This is a genomic window from Flectobacillus major DSM 103, from assembly GCF_000427405.1.
Taxonomy (GTDB): domain Bacteria; phylum Bacteroidota; class Bacteroidia; order Cytophagales; family Spirosomataceae; genus Flectobacillus; species Flectobacillus major.
In genome coordinates this window covers 3,996,146-4,008,348 of record NZ_KE386491.1, presented here as the reverse complement: position 1 = coordinate 4,008,348, position 12,203 = coordinate 3,996,146, and the positions used below count along the sequence as shown (strand labels likewise).

Sequence of the window (12,203 nt, the reverse complement as noted above, 5' to 3'; positions counted from 1 at the left end):
GTACGATGACATTTGGTCTCGTACCCTTTTTTTATACTAGCTTATTTGTTTTTTCGTTAATTTAGTAATCCCATTTGTATTGTTAGCATTATGAAAAAAATCATCCTTTTATCGGTTGCCTTTACTTGTTTTCAAGTAGAAACAGAAGCAAATTCTTTTGCGAGCAACTATTCCAATACTACGATTTTGGCAACTAATAGCAATAAACCTTATAAAAGAAGGCGTAAAAAAGGTTTTCTTTGGGGTTTGTTCAAGAAAAAAGACTGCGGCTGTCCAAAACATTAATCTATTAAAGGATTAATGGCCGATGCCGCCAAGCTTCCCACCTCTAGCCCCTGAAACCAACGAAGCCTGTCGGCTTCTTGATGGCGATTTTGTGGGGGGGTGATGTAAGTACCATCGGCTATATAAATGATAGTCATTACCTCGCGCATAGTAGCCGAGCTATTCCCTGGGGCATTATGCAAGGTCCACCCTGCATGAAAAGTAGCATCGCCTGCCTTCATGTAGCTGGCTCGTGCAATGGGGTATTGCTTTTCTTTTACCATATTCCCCAGTACATCGTCCGACTCATCGGATATTTGCAGATTGCCCATAAAGCCCAGTTCCTGTGAACCCGAAGCAAAGGTAAGCATACCCATTTCTTCAGATATGTCTACTAAGGGCATCCACATGGTAATGGTGTTGTTGGTATCGACAGGCCAATAGTACTGGTCTTGATGCCAAGGTGTATGTCCTCCTCCTGGCTCTTTGAACAAAGCTTGGTCATGGTAAATTCTAACTTTTTCTACTCCCATCAATTGTGCCGCAATATGAGCAAAACGCTTGGCCAAAGTAAATTTCCGAACGTTTTCATCTACTTCCCATAAATTCATAATCTGTAAAAAAGCCTTCCCGTAGGTATCTCGCTCTTCTATCTTACGATATTCGGTATTGTATTGGTCGGCGGCGGCTACTATTACATCTCGGTAAGCGGACATTTCGTTGGGCAAAACAATACTTCGCAAAAGAATATGCCCATTTTTCTGGTATTCTTTTTGTTGTTCGGTACTTACTTGGTAAGCTGTCGACAAGTCTGGCAATGTTAAAGTAGTCATAGAGATTATTTTAAAGGATAAAAATGGTAAATACTTGCTTGGGGTAGCAGGTTATAGGGCTGTAATTGCCAACTTAACCGCCACTCAGTGCCTTTTATGACAACAAAGTACGTAGAATTTTTTCAGGATGATTTTGTCATTTTTTACCAATAATTGTGCATTTTTACCATAATGCTATTAAAAATACTACTTCAAGAATAATTCTTACGAAATGAAAGCCTCTCTTGAGCAACTGGACAATACACTGAATAGCTCATTACTATTTCGACAATTTAGTCTACCATACTTTGATGCCCCCTATCATTTTCACCCCGAATTTGAGCTAACACTTATTCAGAAAAGCCAAGGAAAAAGGTTTGTAGGAACAAATATTGCTAATTTTAAGGAGGGTGATTTGGTACTATTGGGGCCTAACTTGCCCCACTGTTGGAAAAACGATGGTATTGGCTTGGAAGGTACTGCTCAGTCGGTTGTGGTTCAGTTTAAAGAAAATTTCTTAGGTGATAGCTTTTTCCAAACCCCCGAAATGTCGGCAATTCAGCGGCTACTAAAAAGTGCAGAATGTGGTGTGGTGATTTCTGGAAAAACCAGAGATAGAATTGCGAAAGAAATCTATTTTTTGTTGAATGTACCACCTGTACAAAAAATACTCGGACTAATAGATATTCTTAACACCATTGCTATTTCGTCGGACTATAGTGTTATTGATGCTCAGGCCGAAAAACACCAGCTTGCCAGTATCGACCTTGAACGTATCAATAAAGTATATGCTTATATTATCGAAAACTATACACAAGAAGTACATTTAGAAATGGCTGCTTTTTTGGCAAATATGACCGAAACCGCTTTTTGTAGATACTTCAAGAAAGTAACCAAAAAAACTTTTCTGGATTTAGTTACCGAATTTAGAATCAAACATGCCTGTAACCTACTTACTCAAACCGACAAACAAGTAGCCGAAGTTTGCTTTGAAAGTGGTTTTGGTAATGTTTCGCATTTCAACAAACAGTTCAAAAGCATAACAGGGCAAAGCCCCTTGGGCTACCGCAAGCTTTTCCAGAAACTCTAATGGTTATTCATCGCCATAGGCCATCAAAAATGTATGGTCGCTAAGTACTTGTTCTAAAAATGCCCTATCGTCGAGTTCCGACTGTATTTGCATGACGGCTTTTAACTTTAGTGCCGTTTGTACCAATAGTTGTTCGTTATAGCTTTCGTCTACTTTTCTCAGTACATCACGCACTACTTCGATGTCGCTATCCGACAATAAGCTTGCTTCGGGAATCATCACTTCGTAGGCTTCATCCATTTTTTCTTGGCGAAGAGCTTCTAACGACACACTTTCTTTGACTTTTATAACTGTTGTTCCTGCAGCTATATCGCCCAGTCGTTGACCTTTGCCATTGGCTGCAATAGTAATCAAAGCGACCAATGGCCCCAAAAACGGAAATTTGGTATCAACCAATCGAAAGAGCCATCGAAGCAGATACGCCCCCAACGACGGCGGAGTACCGTCGAGCTTGATAACACGGATATGTCTTACCCTTTTGCCAATACTTTGCCCATTCATATAAACTTCACAAATAAGGTCGTAGAAAAATACAGGCAATACACCCAACACAAAAAAGAGAATAGCTCCTATATTATTATTAAAAATATTTCCTTCAAAAGTAATGGCGACCAGCAAAAACGCTAGCCCCCAACCCATAAATACTACTAAATCAATTAAGTGAGCGATTATTCTATCTCCAATACTAGCAGGTGTAAACGACACTTCTACGTTTTGAGCTGTCTGAATTTTTATCTTACTCATTATAAGTTTGTGGTTGGAAGAATACGTTATTATTTTTGATATATTGCTTAAAATTAAACTTCCTAACCGAAAATTACACGATGCGAGAGGCATTATTTAAAAAACAAAATCTTGATAAATGGCAGGGTTTTGAACATGATATAAAAAACACCGATTCGGATAAACTTGCTGAAACTTTTATTGAGCTAACCGACGACCTTTCGTATGCTCAAACATTTTACCCAAACTCGGCAACTACCTCCTATTTGAATGGACTGACGGGGCGATTCTTTGGGAAAATTTATGCCAATAAAAAGGAAAAAATCAGCCATTTTATTCTTTTTTGGAAAGAAGAAGTACCTACCCTTTTTTATGATTCTCAAAAAGAAATGCTGGTATCATTTGTCATTTTAGTTGTTTCGGCCATTATTGGGGCGGTATCGGTGGCACATGACGAAACCTTTGCCCGCCTGATTCTAGGCGATTCTTATATAGACATGACCCTCGAAAATATTGAAAAAGGCGACCCACTGGCCATATATGGTAGCCAAGACCCTTTTTTTATGTTTTTGATGATTACAAGTAATAATATCAAAGTAGCCTTTATGACATTTGTGGCAGGTATTCTGGTATCGATAGGTACGGGATATTTACTCATTACCAATGGCGTAATGTTGGGGGTATTTCAGTATTTTTGTTATCAACAAGGATTTTTGAAGGTTTCTTTGCTAACAATATGGCTACATGGTACTTTAGAGATTTCGTCTATTGTGATTGCAGGTTGTGCAGGTTTAGTGATGGGGAATAGCATTGTTTTTCCCAAAACCTATTCTCGGCTCGAATCGTTTAAAGCTGGAGCCAAACAAGGACTGAAAATTGTGGTAGCATTAGTGCCATTATTTATTATGGCAGGTTTTTTGGAAAGTTTTATAACCCGAATGCACCTATCCACTCTAGCCAGTTTAGCTATTATTATTCCTTCGTTCACCTTTATTGTTTGGTACTTTGTGGTGTTCCCAATACAATTACATCAAAAAACAAGTACCTATTAATACCATACCCTATTTATTCATTTACCCTTATTCCTTTATAATCTAATATAATGAAAAAGACTACTTTACCTTTAGAAAGAGAACGTGATTTTGGCGACAAAATCAATGATACCTTCACATTTGTCAAGATTAATTTCAAAATATTTGTCCAATCTATTGTACTAATTACTGGCCCTGTAGCCTTGATTGCAGGGATATTTGCGGGCTTACATCAAGTAAATGTGCTTGGGGCTGCTGGTAGTGCAAGTGCCTCGTCGGATACTGCAACCAACATCAATGATTTTTTGAAGGCTCTTGGGCAAAGTAGTGCCCAGCTCATGACCCCAACATATTATATAATGTTTATTGCTACGATTATTGCCAATGTATTGTTGGTTGTGGTTGTGTATTCATTTATGCAGGTGTACAGAGAGTCAACCGAGCGTGTTTCGTTCAATCAGGTACTCGAAAAAGTAAAAGACCATTTCAGAGTAGTATTGCGTTGTTTTTTGGCAATTGTAGCCATTATGATGGGTATTTTATTAATTATTGGGCTAGCAATAGCCGCCTTATCGGCAGCTTTGAATGCCGGAATAGCGGCCTTTTTATCTGTATTTTTGTTTTTGCCCCTAATTTACTTTGCAGTAATGTTTTCTTTGTGTCCAGCTATTATTGTATTTGAGTACAGCGATGTGAGTTATGCTTTGGGCAGAGCAAAGTATCTTATTACCAACAAATGGTGGTCAACCTTTGGCATCATTATGGTAATGGGTATTATCAATTACTTTTTGTCATTGGTATTTACGCTTCCTGCAGGCATTATTATGTTTTTGAAAATTTTCAAAATCGGCTCTGGCGTTACTGGCGATGCCTCGTTGGTTATTACTACAACCTTATCCACCATTGGGTCGTCGTTAGTTTCTGCGTTGTCTTATGTTGCTATAGGCCTACAGTATTTCAATTTGGTAGAAAAGAAAGAAGGAAATAGCCTATTCAAAAAAATCGAAAATATTGGTCAAAAAGAAGACCATACTAACGATGAAGAAACTTATTAGTCGTTTTTTAAAGAATTTAGGCTATATCTTAGGTTTTCGATTAGCTCGAATCCTAGGTTTGCTTTTATTCATAACACTATATGCCAATATTGAGGCTACTTTGGGCCAAATACCTAATCCCGACACAAGCCAACAGGTAGCAATAAAGCTCCCGCCATCGAGCAAGTTGGCTCATTTACGTTTGCAAAAAAAGTATCAGTATGGCATAGAACAACAGCTAAACGATACTTGGAGCAACCGCCTATTGGGTATTTTGATAAAATGGCTTTCAGGTCTTTTTGGCCAAACAAAAACAGGGATAGCCCTCAAAATTATCGCCTATATCTTTGTGGCGGCGGTAATAGTTTTTGTAGTATTAAAATTAATTGGTATTGAGTTTTCGGGTATTTTTGGCCGAAAGATTAATGCAATTGAAATTCCTTACGAAACACAAGGCGAAAATATTCATGCTATCAATTTTGAAGACAGGATTCAAGAGGCATTATTGGGTCAAAATTACCGTTTGGCGGTACGATTACATTATTTGCAAACACTAAAGGCCCTTGCCAACCAACAAATGATTGATTGGCGAATCAATAAAACCAATAGAAGTTACGTTTATGAACTAAATTCGCCAATTTTACAAAAAGAATTTGAATATATCACTACCCAGTTTGAATATGCTTGGTATGGTGACTTTTCAATCAATCAAGAGTCTTTTAATGAGTTGCAAAAACAATTCATTCATTTCAATCGCAGTATAACACGTACCGAGAATATCTCTCAGAAATCGTGACAACAACATGAAAAAAATTAGTTTATTTCTCTTAGTGGCCTTTTTGACCACCCTAACGTTGAGTTCTTTTATCAGCTTAGTGCCAACCCAACAACATACCATTACTGAGGAGGTAGAATACGATACCATCAACTACGATGCTACGGTTATTTCGGGGGTAAAGCTGGGAGGAAACTACGGCCTTTTGTTGGATAAATTGGGCTCGCCCGATTCTGTACGAAAAGAAGAAACGCCCGATGCTCAAAGTAGCGACCACTTTGAAGTTTATATTTATGGTCGAGACTCTTTTTATGTTATGGATGACGTTGTTAGTGGTTTTGAACTAAAATCACCTACATTTCAAATAGATAATTTGTCGGCTTTGAAGGTGGGCGATAATATCAGTAAAATAAAAAAAATGTTCCCTAAATCGTATAAAAATAGAGATATTGACGAGTTTAATCCTGCTTGGGTTACCATAAGTGTACAATTTGGAACATCTGATTCTTTCTTAGAAATTTACCTCGAAAATGCTAAAGTTAAGAGCATTACTACCGTAACCGACGATGCAGAGGAAGAGTAATATGGCGGCGATTGGCTTTCGGCAAGGTAGTTTTCTGTAGATTAATACTTTGCCGAAGGCTATGAACCCTAAGCCGAAAATCCACAATGACACAATACCGCAAATACATCTTATTATTGGTTTGTACCCTACTTGGGTTTATTCTTGTTGAAATTTATCGGCCAAAACCCACCGACTGGACTACCTCTTATTCTAACCAAGACGATATTCCTTATGGAACACAAGTTCTGTATGGCTTATTACCTGACGTTTTTCCTCATCAAACGATTACGGATACTAAATTCCCCGTATTTGCCAAAAGGAATACAGGATACTCGCTGCCCTCAAAAAGTACTTATATCAATATTTATAGAACCTTTTCTCTTGATTCTGTTAATCTTGCCAAACTGTTGGGCTATGTGGGGCAGGGCAATACGGCTTTTGTTGCAGCCGAAGATTTTGGTAGCCTTGGCGATACCCTTCATGTAGAAGTTGACTATGCCGACTCGTGGAAGCTCAAAGATTCTGTAAGCATCAATTTTACCAATCCTTTGCTCAAAAGTTCCTCGAATTATCCTTTTCAAAGAGCATCGGTAGATGCTTATTTTGCTTCTTCCAAAACAACACAATGGCAAACACTAGGCTATAATAATTGGGGATATGCCAATTTTATCAAAATGGCGTTTGGTCGGGGGTTTTTCTACCTGAGTACTGTTCCGAAGGCTTTTAGTAATTATTATGTTATCCAAAACTCTAGTAGTGAATATGCTTTTAAGGCTTTATCGTATTTGCCCCAACAAACTATTTTTTGGGATGAATATATTCAGATGCCTTCTTTTGGAAAAGGTTTTAGGACAATTGCTAAGTCACAAAAAAATCTTGGCGATGATAGCTACGATACCTCACCATTTAGGTATATTGTTAGTCAGCCAGCTTTGCGATGGGCTTATTATTTGAGTATTTTAGGAATTCTGTTATTTATGATTTTTGAAGCCAAACGCCGACAGCGAGTTATTCCTATTATCGAAACGCCCAAAGATACCTCTTTGGCTTTTATCGAAACGGTTGGCCTTTTGTATTTTAACAATAAAGACCATACTAGTATTGCTCACAAAAAAATAGCTCATTTTTGGGCTTTTGTGCGTAATAAATTCTACCTAACAACCCATATTATCGACGACGACTTTAAAAATGACCTTAGTAATAAGTCGGGGGTAACTCGTCAGGCTGTAGATGAATTGATAGATTATATCACAACGATACAGCGTCAGCAACCACCTATTTCAGAAAAACAACTTGTACATCTTAATTTCTTAATTGAAACTTTTTACCACGACACAAACTATTAAATTGGCCTCATACCACCCACAACTATCATCATGAACCTTGAATCCAGAATAGACCTTAGTCAATTACATAATGCAGTAGCCAATATCCGTGCCGAAATCAGCAAAATAGTGGTTGGCCAACAGCACACTATCGACTTATTACTGACGGCTATTTTTGCCGATGGTCATGTATTGCTGGAAGGTGTACCTGGCGTTGCCAAAACCCTTACAGCCAAGCTATTGGCCAAAACTATTTCGGTTAATTTTAGTCGTATTCAATTTACCCCCGACATGATGCCGTCGGATGTGATTGGTACAGCGGTGTTCAATCCCAAAATCAGTGATTTTGAGTTTAGACAAGGCCCTATTTTTTCTAATATTATCTTGATTGATGAAATCAACCGATCGCCTGCCAAAACACAAGCGGCATTGTTTGAGGTAATGGAAGAACGACAAATTACCACGGCTGGCAATCAATACACTATGGCATTTCCTTTTTTGGTAATGGCTACCCAAAACCCTATTGAACAAGAAGGAACATACCGCCTACCAGAAGCTCAGTTAGACAGATTTATGTTTAAGGTAGTGATTGGATACCCCAATTTGTCGGAGGAAATAGCCATTCTTCAGGGGCATCATACTCGTGCAACGGCTTTTATCCAAAGCCCCGCCAACCTCATCAATCCAATATTAACAGCAGAAGAATTACGAGAATTACGAGAAAAAGTACGTCTGGTAATTGTAGAAGAAAAAACCTTAGAGTATATCGCCAAGATTATTCATGAAACCCGACATTCCAAATTCTTATATTTGGGGGCATCGCCACGAGCATCGGTAGCCTTACTAAATGCCTCAAAGGCTTTTGCGGCTATTAAAGGTCGTGATTTTGTAACACCTGAAGATATTCAAGAATTGGTGCCTTCGGTATTACGCCATCGGATTGTACTTACCCCAGAAAAAGAAATGGAAGGTGGTACAACTGAAGAGATTATCAAACAAATCGTCCAAAAAATAGAAGTACCAAGATAATCTTGTCTGAGAAAACTGGTTATATCTAAACTTTCTGCCTCAGAAAAATACAACTATACTATTTTCATCATAACTTTGTGACACAATCACAAAAAGGGGTGCCTTATAACAACGGGCTGAGATTATACCCATTGAACCTGATGCGGATAATGCCGACGAAGGGATTTTGATAATATCAAACGTTGAACTTCAACCTATGATATTACTAAATTAATCAAATTTTTACGGGTTTTATTATTGTTAAATCTGACAGGATTTGGCTCCTTTACCTGTCGTTATGTTTTCCAAAATAATGAAAAATTTAACGACTAAAATTCTTTTGCCAAAAGCTTCTTTCGGGCCTTTGCATGGAATTATTACTATTTTCTTCTTTTTTATAACCCTACTTTCGGCTTCGGCACAAGTAAGTATTTCGGGCAAAATAGCCGATTGGGATGGCAAAAAAAACCTTGCTGGTGCTACTGTTATTCTCGAAAATACCATGCGAGGTACTATTTCTGATGCTCAAGGAAATTTTGTCATCAAAAACCTCAAGAAGGGTTCGTACCAAATAAAAGTAAGCTTTATAGGCTTTGAAAAATTTAAGCAAACTATTGATTTACAAGAAAATACTAAAATAGAAGTATTGCTTCAAAAAAGTACTTTTATGGCCGATGAGGTTGTTGTAAATGCTACCAGAGCCAACGCAAAGTCGGGGGTTGCCTACAGCGATGTAAATAAAGAAGATTTACAAAAACAAAACCTTGGACAAGATATACCTCAGTTGCTCAACTTTACGCCTTCCTTGGTTACTACTTCCGATGCAGGTGCAGGTGTTGGCTACACAGGTATTCGTATTCGTGGTACAGACGCTACTCGTATCAATGTTACTATCAATGGTATTCCATTGAACGATGCAGAATCGCAAGGGGTGTATTGGGTCAATATGCCCGACTTTGCTAGCTCGGTCAACTCGATTCAGATTCAGAGGGGTGTAGGTACATCGACCAACGGAGCTGGGGCTTTTGGTGCTACTGTCAATATGTCGACCAACGAGTTTAGAAAAGATGCTTATGCCGAAGTTAATTCGTCGTATGGGTCGTTCAATACTTTGAAAAATACAATATTGGTTGGTTCGGGGCTACTCAACAACAAGTTTACGTTAGATGCTCGTTTATCAAAACTTACTTCCGATGGCTATATCGACCGTGCTTCGTCCAACCTAAAATCTTTCTATTTGTCGGGGGCTTATTTTGGCAAAAAATCGTTTGTTCGCCTCAATATATTTTCGGGAAAAGAAAAAACTTACCAAGCTTGGGAGGGTGTACCCGCTAGCTTATTAAGCACAAATCGAACATATAACTCTTATACTTACGATAACCAAACCGACAATTATCAACAAGACCACTATCAGTTATTAACATCGCATTCGCTTTCTAGCAATTGGACATTCAATTTTAACCTACATTACACGTATGGACGTGGGTATTATGAGCAGTTCAAGGAAAAAGATAAGTTCTCGAAATACGGTTTGCCCAATGTTATTATTGGTAGAGATACCATCACCAAAACCAATTTGGTACGCCAAAAATGGCTAGAAAACCATTTTTATGGTACTACATTTTCTTTTGATTATCAAGGCAACAAACGCCTTTCGGCCAATATTGGTGGGGCTTGGAATCAATATGATGGTAATAATTTTGGAGAAATTATTTGGGCTCAGTATGCTTCTACATCAAAACTTGGCGACCGTTATTATAACGGGACTTCGCTAAAAACCGACTTTAATGTTTATGGAAAAGTATTTTACCAAGTAAGCGACCAACTAAACGCCTTTGCCGACTTACAGTATAGAACCATCGGGTATGACATTAATGGTATTGACGACAACCTAATTAATATTACCCAAAGCAAAAACTATCAGTTTTTTAACCCTAAAATGGGCTTGACTTATCAGGTTTCGGGCAATACATCGGCCTATTTATCATATAGTGTTGGCAACAAAGAACCAAACCGTTCTGATTTTGTGGATAACCCTGGAAGAGTACCTCAAGCTGAAACCCTTCGTGACTTAGAAGCAGGCTTTAAAACCCAAAAAGGTAAAGTTGCATTTTCGGCCAATGGCTATTGGATGGACTACAAAAATCAATTGGTTCTTACAGGTAAACTAAACGACGTAGGCTCGCCTATTCGTATCAATGTACCTCAAAGTTACCGATTGGGCTTAGAACTACAAGCGGGAGTTCAAGTAGATAAATCTCTAAAAATCAATGCAAATACTACATTGTCGAGCAACAAAATCAACAATTTCGTAGAAACAGTTCCTAATTACGATACAGGTGTAGATGTAGAACATAAATTCGCCAAAACGAACATTGCTTTTTCTCCTAATTTGATTGCAGGCTCTCAGATTCTCTACACGCCTATTCAGGGGCTAGAATTGGGGCTTCTTTCTAAATATGTAAGTAAGCAGTATTTGGATAATACCAGCAACGAGAATCGTAAATTAGATGCCTATTTCACCAACGACATCCGAATTCTGTATACGATAAAAGGTAAGTTATTTCGTGAAATTGGCTTGAGCTTATTGGCCAATAATGTATTTAATACCTTATATGAATCCAATGGATATACTTATAGCTATATTGCGGAAGGAGCTACTATTACAGAAAACTTCTATTATCCACAAGCAGGATTCAATGTATTGGCAGGAATTAGCCTGAAATTCTAAGCAGTAGCTCAATAGGCTTTCAAGATTGCTCTCATACAAGGGTAGAATCACCAGTAAAAAATACAGCGGTCACTTCAAGAAGTAACCGCTGTAAAATAAAACGCTTTGAAAAACTCGTAGAGGATTTTCCTTTGCGAGTTTTTTTATTTGATAGTTCCTAAAGGAAAACTTACACCAAGATTTACACTAAATGCACGGTTAGAAGCCGAAGCCGTTGTAGATTTTTTAATATCTGTAATACCCAAGCCATATTTAATATCAAGATTCAACCAGGTCTTTTTGCTGATATAATAATTTACACCACCACCAAAGGCCAAGCCAAAGTCAGATGACTTGTAATATAAATCAGAAGGGTTGGCATCGCCACCATTTCTATTAGTTGCATTCAACAAGAATCCAACGTAAGGGCCAGCAAACAATTTTGGTCTCCACGAACCTGTTGTTTGGCTCGAACCAAAATAATAAGTTGCCAATACAGGAACTTGAATATAATTCAAATTCACTTGCTCAACGCCGCTACCAGGTGTAAAATCACTACCTAACTGGCTATACAAAATTTGAGCCCCAAGACCAAAAGATTTAACAGAGCTATAATTAAAAAATACCCCTGCCGACAAACCTGTTTTTGAAGTGGCACCGGTTTCGCTAATCTTGGCTGAATTAACACCAATAGTTGGGCCAAACGAAACATTTTGAGCTTTTACAAGTTGACTTGTGCATACGAATAAAGCAAGGATTGCGAGTTTTTTTAACATGGCAGATAAAATTTAAAGTGAAACATAAAACAATTTTCTATGCTGAATACAAAAGTAAGATTCTAACTAGAAAACAAAATTACGAGCCTT

General features: G+C 38.0%; 12 protein-coding genes and 1 riboswitch. Of the genes, 9 read left to right on the top strand and 3 right to left on the bottom strand.

The features are described 5' to 3' along the window. Positions 1 to 90: 90 nt before the first annotated feature. A complete protein-coding gene (locus FLEMA_RS0140985; protein WP_026996749.1) occupies positions 91 to 285 on the top strand; it encodes a hypothetical protein in 195 nt (64 codons plus the stop codon). Here the strand turns inward: FLEMA_RS0140985 and FLEMA_RS72085 are convergent. Next, positions 282 to 1,097 (bottom strand): phytanoyl-CoA dioxygenase family protein, encoded by an 816-nt coding sequence (locus FLEMA_RS72085; RefSeq protein WP_044172787.1) that lies wholly within the window; start codon positions 1,095 to 1,097, stop codon positions 282 to 284. The two genes, FLEMA_RS0140985 and FLEMA_RS72085, sit on opposite strands and share 4 nt — an antisense overlap. A 211-nt stretch (positions 1,098 to 1,308) precedes the next feature. Here FLEMA_RS72085 and FLEMA_RS0140955 point away from each other — a divergent pair, with 211 nt between their 5' ends. Continuing rightward, the gene (locus tag FLEMA_RS0140955) at positions 1,309 to 2,166 is read left to right on the top strand and encodes an AraC family transcriptional regulator (protein ID WP_026996748.1); all 858 of its coding nucleotides are present in this window, start codon (positions 1,309 to 1,311) and stop codon (positions 2,164 to 2,166) included. A gap of 3 nt (positions 2,167 to 2,169) precedes the next feature. On the opposite strand, the gene FLEMA_RS72080 is transcribed toward FLEMA_RS0140955, so the two are convergent. Continuing rightward, positions 2,170 to 2,910 (bottom strand): RDD family protein, encoded by a 741-nt coding sequence (locus FLEMA_RS72080; RefSeq protein ID WP_044172784.1) that lies wholly within the window; start codon positions 2,908 to 2,910, stop codon positions 2,170 to 2,172. A gap of 80 nt (positions 2,911 to 2,990) precedes the next feature. On the opposite strand from FLEMA_RS72080, the gene FLEMA_RS0140930 reads away from it, so the two are divergent. The 7 genes from FLEMA_RS0140930 to FLEMA_RS0140860 all read left to right on the top strand — a co-directional run bounded on the left by FLEMA_RS0140930 (position 2,991) and on the right by FLEMA_RS0140860 (position 11,358). Continuing rightward, complete coding sequence (locus tag FLEMA_RS0140930; RefSeq protein WP_026996746.1) at positions 2,991 to 3,941, top strand: stage II sporulation protein M; 951 nt, start codon at positions 2,991 to 2,993, stop codon at positions 3,939 to 3,941. Positions 3,942 to 3,991: 50 nt separating this feature from the next. Next, positions 3,992 to 4,975, top strand: a complete 984-nt coding sequence (locus FLEMA_RS72075; RefSeq protein ID WP_044172782.1) for a hypothetical protein — start codon at positions 3,992 to 3,994, stop codon at positions 4,973 to 4,975. Further along, positions 4,959 to 5,750, top strand: coding sequence for a DUF4129 domain-containing protein (locus FLEMA_RS76250; RefSeq protein ID WP_052354190.1), 792 nt, complete (start codon positions 4,959 to 4,961; stop codon positions 5,748 to 5,750). Before FLEMA_RS72075 ends, FLEMA_RS76250 begins: the two co-directional genes overlap by 17 nt. A 7-nt stretch (positions 5,751 to 5,757) precedes the next feature. After that, on the top strand, positions 5,758 to 6,312 hold the full coding sequence (locus FLEMA_RS0140900; RefSeq protein WP_026996744.1) for a hypothetical protein: 555 nt from the start codon (positions 5,758 to 5,760) through the stop codon (positions 6,310 to 6,312). Positions 6,313 to 6,398: 86 nt separating this feature from the next. Then, positions 6,399 to 7,640: a DUF4350 domain-containing protein gene (locus FLEMA_RS72065; protein ID WP_044172779.1), complete on the top strand. Its 1,242-nt coding sequence runs from the start codon at positions 6,399 to 6,401 to the stop codon at positions 7,638 to 7,640. 27 nt (positions 7,641 to 7,667) lie between these two features. Then, entirely contained in the window at positions 7,668 to 8,648 is a 981-nt protein-coding gene (locus tag FLEMA_RS0140875) for an AAA family ATPase (RefSeq protein ID WP_026996741.1), read from the top strand. A gap of 84 nt (positions 8,649 to 8,732) precedes the next feature. Beyond that, a riboswitch (TPP riboswitch) is annotated at positions 8,733 to 8,829 on the top strand. A gap of 111 nt (positions 8,830 to 8,940) precedes the next feature. Continuing rightward, positions 8,941 to 11,358 (top strand): TonB-dependent receptor, encoded by a 2,418-nt coding sequence (locus FLEMA_RS0140860; protein WP_081681360.1) that lies wholly within the window; start codon positions 8,941 to 8,943, stop codon positions 11,356 to 11,358. A gap of 143 nt (positions 11,359 to 11,501) precedes the next feature. Here the strand turns inward: FLEMA_RS0140860 and FLEMA_RS76245 are convergent, their stop codons facing one another. Continuing rightward, positions 11,502 to 12,113 carry a porin family protein gene (locus tag FLEMA_RS76245; RefSeq protein WP_052354189.1) on the bottom strand — a complete coding sequence of 204 codons (612 nt, stop codon included), beginning with the start codon at positions 12,111 to 12,113 and terminating at the stop codon, positions 11,502 to 11,504. Positions 12,114 to 12,203: the final 90 nt, after the last annotated feature.

Coding starts and splice junctions, on each gene's coding strand:
- FLEMA_RS0140985 (WP_026996749.1), top strand. CDS start 91: ATGAAAAAAATCATCCTTTTATCGGTTGCCTTTACTTGTTTTCAAGTA.
- FLEMA_RS72085 (WP_044172787.1), bottom strand. CDS start 1,097: ATGACTACTTTAACATTGCCAGACTTGTCGACAGCTTACCAAGTAAGT.
- FLEMA_RS0140955 (WP_026996748.1), top strand. CDS start 1,309: ATGAAAGCCTCTCTTGAGCAACTGGACAATACACTGAATAGCTCATTA.
- FLEMA_RS72080 (WP_044172784.1), bottom strand. CDS start 2,910: ATGAGTAAGATAAAAATTCAGACAGCTCAAAACGTAGAAGTGTCGTTT.
- FLEMA_RS0140930 (WP_026996746.1), top strand. CDS start 2,991: ATGCGAGAGGCATTATTTAAAAAACAAAATCTTGATAAATGGCAGGGT.
- FLEMA_RS72075 (WP_044172782.1), top strand. CDS start 3,992: ATGAAAAAGACTACTTTACCTTTAGAAAGAGAACGTGATTTTGGCGAC.
- FLEMA_RS76250 (WP_052354190.1), top strand. CDS start 4,959: ATGAAGAAACTTATTAGTCGTTTTTTAAAGAATTTAGGCTATATCTTA.
- FLEMA_RS0140900 (WP_026996744.1), top strand. CDS start 5,758: ATGAAAAAAATTAGTTTATTTCTCTTAGTGGCCTTTTTGACCACCCTA.
- FLEMA_RS72065 (WP_044172779.1), top strand. CDS start 6,399: ATGACACAATACCGCAAATACATCTTATTATTGGTTTGTACCCTACTT.
- FLEMA_RS0140860 (WP_081681360.1), top strand. CDS start 8,941: ATGAAAAATTTAACGACTAAAATTCTTTTGCCAAAAGCTTCTTTCGGG.
- FLEMA_RS76245 (WP_052354189.1), bottom strand. CDS start 12,113: ATGTTAAAAAAACTCGCAATCCTTGCTTTATTCGTATGCACAAGTCAA.